The organism is Roseateles terrae (genome assembly GCF_014192155.1).
In the GTDB taxonomy this organism is placed as follows: Bacteria; Pseudomonadota; Gammaproteobacteria; order Burkholderiales; family Burkholderiaceae_C; genus Roseateles; species Roseateles terrae.
Window position 1 is genome coordinate 394994 of the sequence record NZ_JACHXO010000005.1, and the last position, 16687, is coordinate 411680.

At 65.4% G+C, this 16687-nt stretch carries 14 protein-coding genes, 1 tRNA gene and 2 pseudogenes; 9 read left to right on the forward strand and 8 right to left on the reverse strand.

The features are described from left to right. Nucleotides 1–3: 3 nt before the first annotated feature. Nucleotides 4–1491: an IS66 family transposase gene (tnpC, locus tag FHS28_RS15890; protein ID WP_246410229.1), complete on the forward strand. Its 1488-nt coding sequence runs from the start codon at nucleotides 4–6 to the stop codon at nucleotides 1489–1491. A gap of 10 nt (nucleotides 1492–1501) precedes the next feature. Then, the gene (locus tag FHS28_RS15895) at nucleotides 1502–1870 is read left to right on the forward strand and encodes a hypothetical protein (RefSeq protein ID WP_088452183.1); all 369 of its coding nucleotides are present in this window, start codon (nucleotides 1502–1504) and stop codon (nucleotides 1868–1870) included. A 255-nt stretch (nucleotides 1871–2125) separates the two neighbouring features. Here FHS28_RS15895 and FHS28_RS15900 read toward each other — a convergent pair. Then, nucleotides 2126–2202 (reverse strand) — tRNA-Pro (locus FHS28_RS15900). A gap of 113 nt (nucleotides 2203–2315) precedes the next feature. Further along, entirely contained in the window at nucleotides 2316–3245 is a 930-nt protein-coding gene (locus FHS28_RS15905; protein WP_088452185.1) for a polyprenyl synthetase family protein, read from the reverse strand. A gap of 698 nt (nucleotides 3246–3943) precedes the next feature. On the opposite strand from FHS28_RS15905, the gene rplU reads away from it, so the two are divergent. The 4 genes and pseudogenes from rplU to proB all read left to right on the forward strand — a co-directional run bounded on the left by rplU (nucleotide 3944) and on the right by proB (nucleotide 7244). Beyond that, nucleotides 3944–4255: a 50S ribosomal protein L21 gene (rplU, locus tag FHS28_RS15910; RefSeq protein WP_088452187.1), complete on the forward strand. Its 312-nt coding sequence runs from the start codon at nucleotides 3944–3946 to the stop codon at nucleotides 4253–4255. A 38-nt stretch (nucleotides 4256–4293) separates the two neighbouring features. Next, on the forward strand, nucleotides 4294–4551 hold the full coding sequence (gene rpmA, locus FHS28_RS15915) for a 50S ribosomal protein L27 (protein ID WP_058934001.1): 258 nt from the start codon (nucleotides 4294–4296) through the stop codon (nucleotides 4549–4551). Nucleotides 4552–4740: 189 nt separating this feature from the next. Next, nucleotides 4741–5802, forward strand: a pseudogene (cgtA, locus tag FHS28_RS15920) (Obg family GTPase CgtA); the annotation flags it as partial. Nucleotides 5803–6122: 320 nt separating this feature from the next. Then, nucleotides 6123–7244: a glutamate 5-kinase gene (gene proB / locus FHS28_RS15925; RefSeq protein ID WP_088452191.1), complete on the forward strand. Its 1122-nt coding sequence runs from the start codon at nucleotides 6123–6125 to the stop codon at nucleotides 7242–7244. A 371-nt stretch (nucleotides 7245–7615) separates the two neighbouring features. On the opposite strand, the pseudogene FHS28_RS15930 reads toward proB, so the two are convergent. Next, nucleotides 7616–8263, reverse strand: a pseudogene (locus tag FHS28_RS15930) (RNA pyrophosphohydrolase); the annotation flags it as partial. A 110-nt stretch (nucleotides 8264–8373) separates the two neighbouring features. Here FHS28_RS15930 and FHS28_RS15935 point away from each other — a divergent pair. From FHS28_RS15935 to FHS28_RS15945, 3 genes are all read left to right on the forward strand, one after another. Continuing rightward, nucleotides 8374–10128: a proline--tRNA ligase gene (locus FHS28_RS15935; RefSeq protein WP_088452193.1), complete on the forward strand. Its 1755-nt coding sequence runs from the start codon at nucleotides 8374–8376 to the stop codon at nucleotides 10126–10128. A 115-nt stretch (nucleotides 10129–10243) separates the two neighbouring features. Further along, nucleotides 10244–11350, forward strand: a complete 1107-nt coding sequence (locus tag FHS28_RS24670) for a DUF418 domain-containing protein (protein WP_184294999.1) — start codon at nucleotides 10244–10246, stop codon at nucleotides 11348–11350. Between the two features lie 223 nt (nucleotides 11351–11573). Further along, nucleotides 11574–12176 carry a lytic transglycosylase domain-containing protein gene (locus FHS28_RS15945; RefSeq protein WP_246410235.1) on the forward strand — a complete coding sequence of 201 codons (603 nt, stop codon included), beginning with the start codon at nucleotides 11574–11576 and terminating at the stop codon, nucleotides 12174–12176. A gap of 175 nt (nucleotides 12177–12351) precedes the next feature. Here FHS28_RS15945 and FHS28_RS15950 read toward each other — a convergent pair whose 3' ends face one another. The 5 genes from FHS28_RS15950 to prfA all read right to left on the reverse strand — a co-directional run bounded on the left by FHS28_RS15950 (nucleotide 12352) and on the right by prfA (nucleotide 16514). Beyond that, nucleotides 12352–12936 (reverse strand): UbiX family flavin prenyltransferase, encoded by a 585-nt coding sequence (locus FHS28_RS15950; protein WP_088452197.1) that lies wholly within the window; start codon nucleotides 12934–12936, stop codon nucleotides 12352–12354. Between the two features lie 5 nt (nucleotides 12937–12941). Continuing rightward, nucleotides 12942–13256, reverse strand: a complete 315-nt coding sequence (gene grxD / locus FHS28_RS15955; protein ID WP_088452199.1) for a Grx4 family monothiol glutaredoxin — start codon at nucleotides 13254–13256, stop codon at nucleotides 12942–12944. Between the two features lie 374 nt (nucleotides 13257–13630). Further along, nucleotides 13631–14332 (reverse strand): hypothetical protein, encoded by a 702-nt coding sequence (locus tag FHS28_RS15960; RefSeq protein WP_088452201.1) that lies wholly within the window; start codon nucleotides 14330–14332, stop codon nucleotides 13631–13633. A 245-nt stretch (nucleotides 14333–14577) separates the two neighbouring features. Beyond that, on the reverse strand, nucleotides 14578–15429 hold the full coding sequence (prmC, locus tag FHS28_RS15965) for a peptide chain release factor N(5)-glutamine methyltransferase (RefSeq protein WP_184295002.1): 852 nt from the start codon (nucleotides 15427–15429) through the stop codon (nucleotides 14578–14580). Continuing rightward, entirely contained in the window at nucleotides 15429–16514 is a 1086-nt protein-coding gene (gene prfA / locus FHS28_RS15970; RefSeq protein WP_088452203.1) for a peptide chain release factor 1, read from the reverse strand. The genes prmC and prfA overlap by 1 nt, the downstream gene beginning before the upstream one ends. Nucleotides 16515–16687 lie beyond the last annotated feature (173 nt).

Below are 16687 nucleotides of genomic sequence, written 5' to 3' on the forward strand. Positions count from 1 at the left end.
CAGATGCGCGCCGAGTTGCTGTTCAAGCAGACAACCATCGAGAAGCTTACGCACGAGAACGCCATCATCAAGCGGCTGAAGTTCGCGGCGAAGTCTGAGGCCTTCACGGCCGAACAACGCAGCCTGCTTGACGAGACTTGCGACGAAGACCTGGCTGCACTGGCACGCGAGATCGAGCAAGCTCAGCCCAAGAAGGCCGTGGGCGAGAAGCGGCAACCCAAGCGCGCGCCGCTGCCTGCGCACCTGCCGCGACGCGAGATTCGCCATGAGCCGGCCAGCACGACATGCAAGTGCGGCTGCGCGATGAAACGCATCGGCGAAGACGTCAGTGAGAAACTCGACTACGTGCCCGGCGTCTTCACCGTCGAGCGCCACATCCGCGGCAAGTGGGTGTGCGCCGAGTGCGAGACGCTGGTGCAGGAACCCGTGGCCCCGCACATTATCGACAAGGGCATCCCGACCTCGCGGTTACTTGCGCAAGTGCTGGTCGCAAAATTCCTCGACCACCTGCCGCTGTACCGACAAGAGGCGGTCTTTGAACGCGCCGGCCTGGCCATCGCGCGCTCGACGCTCGCGCAATGGGTAGGCGAATGCGGCGTGCAACTGCAGCCGCTTGTGGACGCGCTAACCGCCGAGTTGCTGGAGGCACCGGTGCTGCACGCCGACGAGACGCCGGTGCCGATGCTCAAGCCCGGCAAGGGCAAGACGCACCGGGCCTACATGTGGAGCTGGTGCACCACGCAGTTCCACAGCATCAAAGCCGTCGTCTTCGACTTCGCCGAGACGCGCGGCGGGCAGAACGCGCGCGACTTCCTGCGCCTGGGCACCGATGCGGGCTGGAAGGGTAGCCTGGTGGTGGACGACTTCAGCGGCTACAAGGCCTGCTTCGAGCTGGGCGTGACCGAGGTGGGCTGCATGGCCCACGCGCGCAGGAAATTCCACGAACTCTGGGCCAACCACCAGAGCAAGGTGGGCGAGCAGGCGCTGAAGTTCTTCCAGGCGCTGTACGACGTCGAGCGCGATGGCGCGAGCCTCGACATCGAGGCGCGAAAGGCGATGCGGCAGGAGAAGGCGAAACCGGTGGCCGATGCGCTCAAGCAATGGCTCGACGAGCAGCGGCAGAAGGTGCCGGACGGCTCAGCGACGGCCAAGGCGATCGACTACAGCCGACGACGATGGGCGGCGCTGGCGCGCTACCTCGATGACGGGGAACTGCCCATCGACAACAATTGGGTCGAAAACCAGATCCGGCCGATTGCACTTGGGCGCTCGAACTGGCTGTTTGTTGGGAGCCTGCGCGCAGGCAAACGGGCCGCGGCGGCAATGAGCCTACTGCACTCGGCCCGCATCAACGGGCATGACCCCTACGCGTACCTGTGCGACGTGCTGGAGCGGTTGCCGCTGCAGCCGGCGAGCCGAATATGCGAGCTGCTGCCGCACCGTTGGCAGGCGCGAAGACCGACCACTTCCACTGCGGGGACGGCGGCGTAACATCGCCCCAATGAGCCAGGAAATTGATCTCCAAGAGCACGTTCGCGCAGTGCTTGACATCGGCGGTAGTCTTTGGGGCACCGCTTCGTTACTCATTCCTCTCGCTGCCAAACACGCACCGGAATCGTTCATGCACCTTGTGCCTGAGGACGTACAACTGGTGATGCGTGAGGACTGCGCAAATCCGCCAGACAGCATCGACGGAATCTTCATCTTCGAGAGCTCGAACTACAGACTGTCCTTCTTCGAGGGACTGACGGAAGAAGAGGTGGCTCAGAAGATCGAATGTGAGCGCCGAGCAAGGAAGCAAGAGCGGCTCACCGGCATGAGAGCCGTGAAGCAGTTCTTTGACGCGCACCCTCTGCCGCCACGCGGGTAAGCGGCGTCTCCCGGCATGACCGGACGCTTACGCAGGGCTGCCATGAGATGTGCCCGCACATCAAGCTGGAGAATTCCCCGGCGGAGTTTGGGCTGCATCATCAAAGCATGAGCTCGCTGCCCCTAGTTCAGGTAAAGAGGTCGAGTAACCTTCAACCCGGATTGACGTCATGTTTGTACGGCGGAGCGGGCCGGTCAAACCCCAAACGCAAAAAAGCCCAAGCACTCTCGCACTTGGGCTTTCCTGAAAAATTCCTGGTCGGGGTGAGAGGATTCGAACCTCCGGCCTCTACGTCCCGAACGTAGCGCTCTACCAGGCTAAGCTACACCCCGATGGTGCCTGTCTCTCATTCAGCCAACCCGGTACTGCTTCGTCCCGAACCTGCCTCACAAGCCAACAGCTTTTGTCTCAATCCGCTTGAGTTGTCTTAAACCGATTCATCGCTTCAAGAACTTCTCTCTACCGACTGAGCCGCAAATTCTAGCAGACTTTCTCGCCACTTGTTAAGAGGCAAGTGAGACAAACATTCTTTCGCGTGTTCGATCTCCGCCCGCGCTGCATCCCGGGTCGCTTCCAGGGCCCCGGTGCGGCGCACGATGGCCACGATGTCCTTCAGTCGCTCCACCTCGCCATGCTCGATGGCATGGCGGATCAGCGCCCGTTCCTGCTCGGTGCCACGCTCCATGGCGATCAGCAGCGGCAGCGTCGGCTTGCCCTCGCGCAGGTCGTCGCCCACGTTCTTGCCCAGCGATTCGCTGCTGCCTTCATAGTCCAGCGCATCGTCGATCAGCTGGAACGCCGTGCCCAGTGCGCGGCCATAGCCGGCGCAGGCATCTTCCAGTGCCGTCGGCGCATCGGCCAGCACCGCGCCCAGGCGCGCGCTGGCTTCAAACAGCTTGGCCGTCTTGTAGCGGATGACTCGCAAGTAGCTGTCCACCGCCACATCCGGGTCATGCATGTTCATCAGCTGCAGCACTTCCCCTTCCGCGATCACGTTGGTCGCGTCCGCCAGCACTTCCAGCACCCGCATGCGGTTCACCGACACCATCATCTGGAAGGCGCGGGAATAGAGGAAGTCGCCCACGAGCACGCTGGCGGCGTTGCCGAACATCGCGTTGGCCGTCTGTTTGCCGCGGCGCAGTTCGGATTCGTCCACCACGTCGTCATGCAGCAGCGTGGCGGTGTGGATGAACTCCACCACCGCCGCCAGCTCGCGGCTGGCCGGGCTGTCCGCCCCCAGCGCATTGGCAAACATCAGCACCAGCTTGGGCCGCATGCGCTTGCCACCCGCATGGATGATGTAGGCAGAGATCTGGTTGATCAGGGCAACGTCGGAAGACAGGCGGCGCGCAATGACCGCGTCCACTTCTTCCATCTGCGCATTCAGCGCAGCGAGAACCTCGGCAACAGGGGTAGAGGCAATGGGCTGCACTCTTGGCTCACAAAAGGGGGAAGTGGCGATTATAGAAAGGTCGGCCGCCTCCCCGTGGGAGCTGGGCGGTTTCTCGCACGCTTCTTGATGGGACCCCCACAGTCCCCGCTCAGGGGCCGGGTCTTGTCAGCACCAGGAAAGACTCGGTAGGGCTGAATGGTTTGAAGCGGCTGTAAGGCTTGGGTCGGTGTCCACGGAGCCGGTGGCAGCCCGAGGCGACTGGAAGGCGAGGGTAGGGCGAGGGCGGCGAGGGGAAGGGTCGTCGCGGCGCCGATCCGTGATGAAGTGCACGGCCGCAATCCGGACCGCGATCCCGGCGGCTGACCGAACCCTGCGCTGGAATGATCCCCACCGTCTCCCGAAGGGCCGCCGCGCCCCGGCACGATTCCCCTGAAACCCCCGCCCTGCCGCCCCCGCAGGGCTTTTGGCTTGCCTGCGGGAAAGCCCTTGTGCTAGGATCTGCGGCTTCCGCGCTTTTAGCGGAAGTGTTGTCTTTGGCGAAGAAAAAGTACCAGTGACCTTGGCGCCGCATCGACCTGTGCATGTGCACATGTCAGTTGCAGCAGTTCCAAGCGCCTGGGAGCGCCGGCCTCCACAGGGGAGGCTGAGTGAAGTCAAAGCTGTATGTTGAAAGGGCTGATATGTACGCGGTCATAAAAACCGGTGGCAAGCAATACAAGGTTGCTGCTGGCGAGAAGATCAAGGTAGAACAGATTGCTGCGGAAGTTGGCCAAGAGATCGTGATCGAGCAGGTGCTCGCCGTGGGTAACGGCGCTGACCTGAAGATCGGGACTCCCTTGGTTGCTGGCGCAAGCGTGAAGGCCACCGTGGTGGCGCATGGCAAGCACGACAAAGTGCGTATCTTCAAGCTGCGTCGTCGCAAGCACTACAAGAAGAGCCAAGGCCATCGCCAGACCTACACCGAGCTGGAAATCAGCGCGGTCAACGGCTGAGCCCTCGGCTGATCCACGCAACCATTAAGGAGTAATCCATGGCACAGAAAAAAGGCGGCGGCTCAACACGAAATGGCCGCGATTCCAAGCCCAAGATGCTGGGTGTGAAGGTGTATGGCGGTCAAGCCGTGTCGGCTGGCTCCATCATCGTCCGTCAACGTGGCACCAAGTTCCACGCTGGCACCAACGTGGGCATGGGCAAGGACCACACGCTGTTCGCTCTGATCGACGGCGAAGTGTCCTTCACCGTCAAGGGCGAAAACAACCGTTCCACCGTCGTCGTTACGCCGGTCTGAATCTGTTGTTGAGTTCCTGATGCGCAGCCGCCGGGCTTGTCCCGGCCTGCGCAACGCCAGAGCCCCGGCATTGCCCGGGGCTTTTGTTTTTCTCACGAATGCGCCTTGCGTGATTCGTGAAACCTCGGGCCGCGCGGGAGCGCCGGACCATGAATTACGATTGTTCCGCTGCGGGACAGAAGGCCATCCATGAAATTCGTTGACGAAGCCACCATCGACATCGCCGCCGGCAATGGCGGCGCAGGCTGCGCGAGTTTCCGTCGCGAGAAGTTCATCCCCTTCGGCGGGCCGGACGGCGGCGATGGCGGCCGCGGCGGTAGCGTGTTCGCAGTCGCGGACCGCAACCTGAACACCCTGATCGACTACCGCTACGCCCGTCGCCACGAAGCGCGCAACGGCGAAGCGGGCCGCGGTTCCGACCAGTTCGGCGCCGCCGCGGAGGACATCATCCTGCGCATGCCGGTCGGCACCATCGTGCGCGACCTGGAAACCGACGAAGTCATCGCCGAACTGCTGGAGCCGGACGTGCCGGTGCTGCTGGCCAAGGGCGGTGACGGTGGTTTCGGCAACCTGCACTTCAAGACCAGCACCAACCGCGCCCCGCGCCAGAAGACCCCCGGCTGGCCCGGCGAGGTCAAGAAGGTGAAGCTGGAGCTGCGCGTGCTGGCGGACGTCGGCCTGCTGGGCCAGCCCAATGCCGGCAAGTCCACGCTGATCGCTGCGGTGTCCAACGCCCGTCCGAAGATCGCCGACTATCCCTTCACCACGCTCTATCCCAACCTGGGGGTCGTGCGCGTGGGCCCGGAAAAGAGCTTCGTCATCGCGGACATCCCCGGCCTGATCGAAGGCGCGGCGGAAGGCGCGGGCCTGGGCCATCAGTTCCTGCGTCACCTGCAGCGCACCCGCGTGCTGCTGCATGTGGTGGACCTGGCGCCGTTCAATCCTGATGTGGATCCGGTGGCGGAAGCCAAGGCCATCGTCAAGGAACTGCAGAAGTACGACCAGACCCTCTATGAGAAGCCGCGGTGGCTGGTGTTGAACAAGCTGGACATGGTGCCGGCCGAAGAGCGCGAAGCCCGGGTGAAGGACTTCATCAAGCGCTTCAAGTGGAAGGGCCCCGTCTTCGAGATCTCCGCGCTGACGCGTGAAGGTTGCGAGACGCTGATCCGCAGCATCTACGACCACGTGGCCGCCATCAAGGCCCCGCCGCCGGAAGATGCAGACGTGCGCTTTGACGAGCCGGTGCCGGAAGCGCCCAAGGCCTTCCAGGAAACCCGTGCCACCCGCGCTGCGAAGGCCAAGGCGCTGAAGCTGGCGAAGGAAACCGCCGCCGAGGCGAAGGCCGCGGAGGCCGCTGCTGCTGCGGAAGCGGAGGTTGACGCCGCCGATGCTGCACCGGCCAAGCCTGCCGCCAAGGCCGCCACGAAGTCGGCCGCCAAGCCCGCCGCCAAACCGGCGGCCAAGGCAGCCGCCAAGCCGACCGCCAAACCTGCAGCCAAGAGCGCCAAGGCCAAGAAAGCTGAAAAGGCGGAGAAGGCGCCCGAGCGCGATCCCCGTTTCGATCCCGCACCATGACCACCAGCGTGCTCCAGGGCGCCCGGCGCATCGTTGTCAAGGTTGGCTCTAGCCTGGTGACCAACGAAGGCCGCGGCGTGGATGCCGAGGCCATCGGCAACTGGTGCCGGCAGCTGGCGCAACTGGCGCTGGAAGGCCGTGAAGTGGTGATGGTGTCCAGCGGCGCCATCGCCGAGGGCATGAAGCGCCTGGGCTGGTCCACCCGGCCGAAAGAGCTGCACGAGCTGCAGGCCGCCGCTGCGGTCGGGCAGATGGGCCTGGCCCAGATGTACGAGACCAAGCTGCGAGAGCACGGCCTGACCAGCGCCCAAGTGCTGCTCACCCACGCCGACCTGGCCGACCGTGAGCGTTACCTGAACGCGCGCTCCACCCTGCTGGCGCTGCTGCAGCACCGCGTGCTGCCGGTGATCAACGAGAACGACACGGTCGTCAACGACGAAATCAAGTTCGGCGACAACGACACCCTCGGTGCGCTGGTGGCCAACCTGGTGGAAGCCGATGCGCTGGTCATCCTGACCGACCAGAAGGGCCTGTACTCCGCCGACCCTCGCAAGGACCCGACCGCCCGATTCATCGACCAGGCCGTGGCGGGCACGCCCGAGCTGGAAATCATGGCCGGCGGCGCAGGCAGCAGCATCGGCCGCGGCGGCATGATCACCAAGATCCTCGCGGCCAAGCGGGCGGCCAGCAGTGGCGCGTCCACCGTCATCGCCTGGGGCCGTGAGCCGGATGTGCTGCTGCGCCTGGCCCATGGCGAAGCCATCGGCACCGCGCTGACCGCCAGCACCGCCAAGCTCGCGGCGCGCAAGCAATGGATGGTGGATCACCTGCAGCTGCGCGGCTCGGTCCGGGTGGATGCCGGCGCAGCGATCAAGCTCAAGGACGAAGGCAAGAGCCTGCTGCCCATCGGGGTGCAGGACGTCGTCGGGGACTTCCATCGTGGCGACGTCATCGCAGTGCTGGATCCCGCGGGGCGCGAACTGGCGCGCGGGCTGACCAACTATTCCAGCGCGGAAGCCCGCCTGATTGCCCGCAAGCCGTCGTTCGACATCGAGCGGACCATTGGCTATGCGGCAGAGCCGGAACTGATCCACCGGGACAATCTGGTGTTGCGCTGAGCAGCGGACTGCGCGCCGAACATCCGGCGCGCGCCCAATAAAAAACCCGCCGAGTCTTCAGGACTGGCGGGTTTTTTTACGAGTGCAAAGTGCGCAGGGTCGATCGCTGATTTTCGTCAGTCGTCGTTGGGCGGTTCCGTCCGCCTCACCACGGGAAGCAGCGCATCCTCGGCGCCAGCCGAAGGGGTATGCGCCTCTGCACGTGGTGCTTCCACACGGGAAGGCTCGACGCGTGCCGCAGCCCTTTGAGGCGTCTCCATATGCGCATCCGCCGCACGTGCGGCAGCATCGCCCCGGGTGCTATTCGCATCGTGGGTTCCAGCGGCATCACGGTGTTCCGGCGCGTCATGCCGCGCCTGCACGTCGTGATGCCCAGGCGCACTGTGGTGCCCGTGCACATCATGCCGACCATGGCCCTCGTCATGCGACCCGCCAAACCCGTCAGGCGGTCCTCGCCCGCCGCCCTCGTGGCGATCATGCCGTTCCGGCCGATCGCCGCGCGGGGGCGGACGCATGCCCGCCCGCAGGTAGCGGTTGTGGTGGTTCAGCCGGGGCAGGAAGCGCGCCAATTCCGTCAGCGCCATCTGGTAGACGCCGCGTTTGAACTCGATCACGGCTTCCAGCGGCACCCAGTATTCGTTCCAGCGCCAGGCGTCGAACTCGGGGTGGTCGGTGGCGCGCAGGTTCATGTCACTGTCGCGGCCGGTCAGCTGCAACAGGAACCAGATCTGTTTTTGCCCGCGATAGTGCCCCCGTGCGTCCCGCCGGATGAAATGGTCTGGCACTTCGTAACGTAACCAGTCCCGCGTGCGCGCAATGATGCGCACATGGTCTGCAGTGAGGCCCACTTCCTCATGCAGCTCTCTGAACATCGCCTGCTCGGGCGTTTCGCCATGCTTGATGCCCCCTTGGGGGAACTGCCAAGAATGCGTGCGTATGCGCTTGCCCCAGAACACCTCGTTCTTGTGGTTGAGCAGGATGATGCCGACGTTGGGCCGGAAGCCTTCACGGTCGAGCATAATCACCTCAAATCATTCGTTGAGTCGATTATTGCACCGGGCTCGAGAGCCGGGGCGATTGTCGCTAACCCTCAGTCCCACCGCTCTTTTTTCCCGCGTGCCGACGGCCCATGAAAGCATCCCAGTTCTTCATTTCCACCCTCAAGGAAGCCCCCGCTGACGCGGAAATCGCCAGCCACAAGCTGATGATGCGCGCCGGCATGATCAAGCGCCTGGGCGCTGGCCTGTACAACTACATGCCGATGGGGCTGCGGGTGATCCGCAAGGTCGAAGGCATCATCCGCGGGGAAATGAACCGCGCCGGCGCGGTGGAACTGCTGATGCCGGTGGTCCAGCCCGCCGAGCTGTGGCAGGAAACCGGCCGCTTCGAGAAGATGGGCCCCGAGCTGCTGCGCGTGAAGGACCGCCATGGTCGCGACTTCATCATCCAGCCCACCTCGGAAGAAGTCATTACCGACATCGCCCGTCAGGAGCTGCGCAGCTACAAGCAGCTGCCCAAGAACTTCTATCACATCCAGACGAAGTTCCGGGACGAGCGCCGCCCCCGCTTCGGCGTGATGCGCGGCCGCGAATTCACGATGAAGGACGCCTACTCCTTCGACCGTGACGTGGAATCCGCCGGCCGCAGCTACGAGAACATGTACCAGGCCTACTGCCGCATCTTCGAGCGGCTGGGTCTGGAATACCGCGCCGTGGCCGCCGACACCGGTGCCATCGGCGGCGACCGTTCGCATGAGTTCCAGGTCATCGCCGAGACCGGCGAAGACGCCATCATCTACAGCCCCGAAGGTACCTACGCCGCCAACATCGAGCTGGCTGAGGCGCTGCCGCTGCTGTCCGAACGTGGCGCGGCGTCGCAGGCGTTGACCAAGACGCCGACCCCCGGCAAGTCCACCTGCGCCGATGTGGCCGAGCTGCTGAAGCTGCCGCTGACGCAGACGGTCAAGTCGCTGGTGCTGGCTGCCGACGAGACGAACGAAGCGGGCGAGATCGTCAAGTCCCAGGTCTGGCTGCTGCTGGTCCGGGGCGATCACGACCTGAACGAAGTGAAGGCCGGCAAGCTGGAAGGCCTCAAGGGCGGTTTCCGCTTTGCGACCGCCGCCGAGATCGACCAGCACTTCGGCTGCAAGCCTGGTTATCTGGGTCCGATCGGCCTCAAGCGGGAAGGCGAAGGCAGCGTCAAGGTGGTGGCGGACCGTACCGTCGCCCTGATGGCGGATTTCGTCTGCGGCGCCAATGAGGTCAACGCCCACTACACCGGCGTCAACTGGGGCCGTGACCTGCCCGAGCCCGACGTGGTGGCGGACATCCGCAACGTCGTCGCCGGTGATCCCTCGCCGGACGGCAAGGGCGTGCTGGCCATCCAGCGCGGCATCGAAGTCGGCCACGTGTTCTATCTGGGCACGAAGTATTCGGCGGCGATGAATGCCACCTACCTCGACGAAAACGGCAAGCCGCAGCTGATGGAGATGGGCTGCTACGGCATCGGCGTGACCCGCATCCTGGGTGCTGCGATCGAGCAGAACCATGACGAGCGCGGCATCATCTGGCCGGACGCGATTGCTCCCTTCACCGTGGTGGTGTGCCCCATCGGCATGGACCGCAGCGAAGAGGTGAAGACCGCCGCCCACAAGCTCTATCAGGACCTGATGGACCTGGGCGTGGACGTGCTGCTGGACGACCGCGGCGAGCGCCCGGGCGCGATGTTCGCGGACTGGGAGCTGATCGGGGTGCCGCACCGCGTGGTGATCTCCGACCGTGGACTGAAGGAAGGCCAGGTGGAGTACCAGGGCCGTCGCGATGCCGCCGCCACCAAGCTGGCGCTGGCCGACGTGGTGCCGCATCTGCAGCAACGCCTGAAGTGATGGCGCGCGAGGCGGGGGAGCGGCGTGTTCATCACGCCATCGTCCGCGCCGCCTCGCGTGAACCGCAGCGCGTACGTCGCGTCCCGCGTCATCAGCGAAAAGGCGTGCCCACCCTGTGAGCCACATCGCTTCATCGGCTCCCCGCATCGCGGTGATCGACGCCTTGCGTGCCTTGGCGCTGATGCCGGTGGTGATCGTCAACTGGGTCGGTTATCCGGCCTTGCCGGACATGGGGCCGCTGAGCCCGCCGGCACCGGCGGACTCTCCGTTGGCGCAAGGGCTGTCCTTCCTGCTGCATGCGCTGGTGGCAGGCAAGGGCATCAGCCTGCTGGCATTCCTCTTTGGCTACAGCCAGGCGCTCTCTCACCGCGCGCGGTCGGTGGATGCGCTGCCGCACCGGCAACAACGCCTGCAGCGCATGGCGGTGCTCGGTCTGCTGCATGGCTGCCTGATCTACATGGGCGACATCCTCACCACCTACGCCGTCTGCGGCTGGGTGATGCTGGGCTGGATGGCGCGCCGGCTGAGTGAGGTGCGGGTGCGGCTGCGGGTCATCGTGGTGCTCAATGGGCTGATCCTGCTGCTGGCGGTCGTGCTGGCGCAGATGCCGGTCACCACACCCACCTCCCTGCCGCTGACCACACCGATGTCATGGGCCAGCTGGGTCATCCAGAACGCGGCGCACTACCTGATCATGCTGGTGAGCTTTGTCATTCTGGGCTTGCCGCTGCCGCTGCTGCTGATGACGCTGGGCCTGATGGCGGGTCGGCTGCGGTTGTTTTCGCATCCGCGCTGGCGCCCGGCGCTGGCGGCCTGGGCGCGTCGCTGGGGCTGGCCGGCGGTGGTGCTGAACGTGGCCTGTGTCACGTTCCTGTGGCCTGGATTGTCGGTGGGCGATGTTCGGGACAGCAGTCGCTACGCGATCGGTTATCTTTATCCCACCCTGTTGCTGCTCAGCGCCGTCGTACCGGCGCTGGTGCTGATGTTGCATCGTCGGCCGCGGTGGCTGCGGCTGCTGGCGCCGATGGGTCGTCATACGTTGACGATCTACATTGGCAGTTCGGTCGTGAGCCTGCTGCTGTTCAGTGGCGCGGGCCTGGCCTGGCAGCCGGGGACCGCTGCGACCCTGCTGCTGGCGCTGATCTACTGGGGCGGCGGCCTGCTGCTGTCGCATCTGCTGGGCTCGCGGCGTCTGCCGCTGGAAGCGTGGCTGTCTCGCTGAACGGCCGATGAGCTGCCGTTGAACTGGCGATGAACTGCCACGGAACTGGCGATGAACAGCCCTTGAACTGCAATTGAACTGCAATCGACTTGCCGCTGAACTTGCGTTGAACCTGAGGAAGAACGTGTCTGGATTGCGATCGGTTCTGCAGCCGCTGAGCGGCGCTGCGCCTGCCGATGTGGAGGGCGGGCTGCCTGACAGCCCGGCCCGCCGCCGCCTGTTGCTGGGCGCTGGGGCCACAGTGCTGACGGCTGGTTTGGGCGGTCTGCCCGCGCCTGCGTGGGCGGGTGCCCAGGTGGAGGAGCCGCTGGCGGATGCGGTGCGCTCCGCCCTGTCGGCTGCGATCGCCTACGACGCGCCGCCGAAGCCGCATTTCGATGGCATCGAGTCGCGGCTGGTGTATTTGCGCTGGCTGGGCGAGATGAGTGAGCGGCTGAAGCGCCAGAAGGCGGAGGCGCAGACGCGGATCGAGTTTCTGGAGACCGTCTGGTATGAGAGCACCCGGGCGGGGCTGGAGCCGGCGCTGGTGCTGGGGCTGATCCAGGTGGAAAGCGGATTTCGCAAGTACGCCATCAGTGTGGCGGGCGCGCGGGGCTACATGCAGGTGATGCCGTTCTGGACGCGCCTGATCGGGGACGGTCAGGCCTCGCGGCTCTTTCACATGCAGACCAACCTGCGCTTTGGTTGCGTGATCATGCGGCACTACCTGGACCGGGAAAACGGTGACCTGTTCCTGGCGCTGGGGCGCTACAACGGCAGTCGCGGAAAGCGGGAGTATCCGGACCTGGTGTTCGGTGCCCGCAAGCGGTGGTTGCCGCCGGCGTGATTGCCCAGGCAGGTGCGTGCGACCCAGGGGCGGCGAGCTCGCTGACGGCTGAACTGGGCCGCTAAACAACTAAGCTGCTGAACCGCTGAACCGCTGAACCGCTGAACCGCCTGTGATTTGGTGAGCTTGAGTCGGTTGGCGCTGACAGGGCGCCTCGCCCGATCAGCCTTACCGATCAGCCTTGCTTGAGCCCCAGCCAGGCCTGTGGCGTCGCCCCGGGGAGCTGGCACAGGTCGAGCACCCGCTCAACCGTCTCGGCCACCATCTCGTCGATGGACGCAGGCTTGAGATAGAGCGCGGGCAGTGGCGGGAAGATGATGCCGCCCATCTCGGTCACCGCGGTCATGTTGCGCAGGTGGGCGAGGTTGAACGGCGTCTCGCGCACCATCAGGATCAGCCGGCGGCGTTCCTTGAGAGTGACGTCCGCCGCGCGGGTCATGAGGTTGTCCGAGAGACCGTGAGCGACGGCGGCCAGGGTGCGCATGGAGCAGGGCGCGACCACCATCGCGGCGGTGGAAAAGCTGCCGCTGGCGACACAGGCGCCGACATCCCCGGGCGCGTAGGACCGGTCGGCCTCGCGCTCGAGGGCATCGCGGTTGAGGCCCAGCTCGTGATGGGCGTTCAGAACGCCGGCGGGGCTCAGGATGAGATGGGTTTCGGCGCCGAGGGCGCGGGCGCGACGCAGCAGCTGCAGCCCGTACGCCGCTCCGGTGGCGCCGGTGATGCCGACGACAAGCCGGGGGCGGACGGGTGCGGTCATGCGGATCAGGCCTTGGTCAGCAGTTGCTGCAGTTCGCCGCTTTCGTACATCTCCATCATGATGTCCGAACCGCCGACGAATTCACCGCCGATGTAGAGCTGGGGGATGGTGGGCCAGTTGGCGTATTCCTTGATGCCTTGACGGACGGCTTCGTCTTCAAGGACGTTGAAGGTCTTGAGGTCGCTGGCGCCGCTGGCCTTCAGGATCTGGATGGCGCGGCCGGAGAAGCCGCACATCGGGAACTGAGCGGTGCCCTTCATGAACAGCATGACGCGATTGTTCTTCACCAGGTCATCAATGCGTTGTTGAACGTCGCTCATGGGGAATCCTTTCTTGAATGCGGGAGGGCCGGGGGCGGCCCATGGGCTCGATAGGGGGATTATCGGGCAGGCGCCATGTCCCGTGGCGGTGGGGGTGCTTGACCGCCTTTTGCCGCGTGCCAGGTTGGCTTGTAGGGCTGCCGATGGCGACCGATGACTTCGCTCAGAAAGGCGCCGGCCCAGGGCCCCTTTGCTCCATGTCATTCCTGTCCGGCTACGCCGGCCATTCCCTTCTTTACTTACGCAAAGGGGCCCCGGTCCGGCTTATTCTTCGAAACCGCTGACTTCGACGAGCGCGTTCTGGCGTCGGGCAACGCGTGTGGCCACCCATCAGCCCTGAATTGCGCAGCGTGCAGCGCTCGGACGACCAGGCGTCAGAAGCTGTAGCTCACGCCCAACTGCAGGACCGGCTTGAACCGCACATCCCGACTCATGTCATCCAGCGGCGCGCTGTTCCCCAGCCGAAGGCCAGGTGCACCGCCCGCCAACATGCCAAGGTCGGCGCTGAAACCCCAACCCCCTCGGAGGGAATAGCTGGTGTAGCCCAGCCCCACATACGACATCGACAGACTGGGCTCCCGCTCAGCCGCCGTCAGCAAACTCAGGCTGCGCTGCCCCACGGAGAGATAAGGCGACAAACTCGCCCCCCGCCCCAGCGCCATCCCCGAGCTGCTCTGCACCAGCGACAACGGCCCCACCAGCAAGCCGCCCGTCGCTCGCAGCCCTCCACGCGTGCCCTGACCCAGGCCAGAACCGGTGAGGTAATAGTCACCCAGCAGATTGGCGCTGAGAATGCGGCTGCCATTGCGTGCGTCATAACTGCCGCCCGCATCGTCCAGCGCCTGATTCATCTGCACCCGCGCCTGCCAATGGCTGGTCGTGCTGCCGGAGCCGCCCGGGCTGCCGTCATCCAGACTGGCGCCGCCGCCAAAGCCCTGGCCCCCATACGCTCGGCTCAGGCTGCCGCTGTAGGCGTTGGATTTGAGTTGCAGTCCCTGCTGGGCCCAGACGGCACCGGCCGACGTCATACCGGCCAGGACCAGAACCAGGCGCAGGAGCACAGGTGCGGCGCGCATTGGAGGTCTCCCATACAGGAACCGATCTCCAGCTCGATCACCGACGGGGTGGATCCCCGCTCAGTCGGCCGGATTCAAAGCTCCGATGGAAGTCATGCTACGCGGTGGTCCCGCGCTTGTGTAGCCCGAGTTGAAAGGGGATTCATCGGCTGTTGCAGTTTTGGCCGGCCAGGCGAAGCCGCAGCGTCCCGCCCATGGCGCCCACTGTTGCCCCGGCGCCTCAGCCTGTGGCGCGCAAGCCGCACTCACCGTCCGTCGGCCCGCCGAGCACCCGCCCAGCACCCACCGGTGACCCGCGGCTGGCCGCCCAGGTCGCGTCGAAGCGACACGTCCCCAAAACCCCGCTCATGCAGCAGCGACGCCACAGATTCCGCCTGATCCCAGCCATGTTCCAGGAGCAGCCAGCCCCCCGGAACGAGAAGCGCCGGCGCGTGCTGCGTCAAGTGACCAAGGTCACTGAGTCCGTTACCTTCCGGCGTGAGTGCCGAGCGCGGTTCGTGACGCAATGCACGAAGATGCTCGTCGTTCCCGGCGACATAGGGTGGATTGCTGACAATCAGATCGAACGGTGGCTGGCCCGACAGCGGTTCGAACCAGCTGCCCAGATGGGCCTGGACGGGCAACCCCAGCCGCTCGGCATTGCCGACGGCCACTTTCAAGGCACCGGCGCTGGCATCCACCATATGCACCGCCGCATCCGGACGCTGGGCGGCGATGGCCAGTGCAATCGCGCCGCTGCCGGTCCCCATGTCCACCACCCGCGGCGCGGTCAGGCCAGCCAGCCGCTCCAGCGCCCACTGCACCAGCACTTCCGTGTCCGGGCGGGGAATCAAGGTGTCGGGCGTCACCGCCAGTCGCAAGCCGAAGAACTCCTTCTCGCCAACGAGGTACGCCAGCGGTACCTCATCCAGCCGCTTCACCAGCCAGTCCTGGAAGCGTTCCAGCTGCGCCGGGGTCAGCGGGTCGGTGTCATGCGAGATCAGCCAGCTGCGCCCGCACTTCAGCACTGCCTGCAGCAGGTACTGAGCTTCTGCGCGCGGCAGCCCGGCCTGAATGGCTTGTTGCAGCGCCTGTGCGACGGTCAGGGGCATGTCCATCACCGCCCCTCCAGCGCCGCCAGCTGCTCGGCCGCCTGCGCCTGCTGCAAGCCTTGAATCACGTCGGCCAGGTCCCCGTCCATGATGGCGCCCAGCTTGTACAGCGTGAGGTTGATCCGGTGATCGGTCAGCCGCCCCTGGGGGAAGTTGTAGGTGCGGATACGGTCGCTGCGGTCGCCCGAGCCGATCAGGCTCTTGCGCTGCGCCGCTTCCTTGGCCGCCCGTTCATTGCGGTCCTTGTCCCGCAGGCGGGCCGCCAGCACGGACATCGCCTTGGCCTTGTTGCGGTGCTGGCTGCGGTCGTCCTGGCATTCAGCCACCAGCCCGGTCGGGAGGTGGGTGATGCGGATCGCGCTGTCGGTCTTGTTCACGTGCTGTCCGCCAGCGCCACTGGCCCGGAAGGTGTCGATGCGCAGATCGGCCGGATTCAGCTGAATCTCTTCCGCTTCGTCCGGCTCGGCCATGACCGCCACCGTACAGGCGCTGGTGTGGATGCGACCTTGCGACTCCGTGGCCGGCACCCGCTGCACCCGATGGCCGCCCGACTCGAACTTGAGCCGGCCATACACACCGTCGCCTTCCAGCCGCAGCACCAGTTCCTTGTAGCCGCCCAGGTCCGACACATTGGCGGACAGCACTTCATGCTTCCAGCCCTGTGTCTCGGCGAAGCGCATGTACATGCGGGCCAGGTCGCCCGCGAACAGCGCCGATTCATCCCCGCCGGTACCGGCCCGGATTTCCAGGAAGGCCGGGCGCTCGTCATCCGGATCCTTCGGAATCAGCGCCAGTTGCAGCGCCTGATCCAGCTCCGCAATGTCGGCCTCAGCGCTGGTGATCTCGTCGCGGGCCATGGCGATCATCTCCGCGTCCCCGCTGTCCAGCAGTTCCCGGGCTGCCGCCAGGTCCGCCTCGCGCTGCTGGTAACGCCGGTAGCGCTCCACCAGTGACGACACCTCCGCCTGCTCGCGGGTCAACGCACGGTAGCGCTTCATGTCGGCCGCGACACTGCCGTCCGCGAGCGTGTTGTCCAGTTCGACCAGACGGAAACCAAGGCGTTCGAATTGTTGGCGAAGGGTGTCGTTCATGGCCAGGAGGCGAGGGCGGAAGCCTGCGGTTGCGGTGCGCGGCGCTGCTCAGTGCAAGGCCGTGAGCGCTGTGGTTGTCGCCCCGACGGGGGGCGGGCAGGATCCCTGAAGGGGGAGGGCAGAGGCATCTGCAGTGAGGCATCACCGACATCGGGATAGGGTGTGCCAGGAAT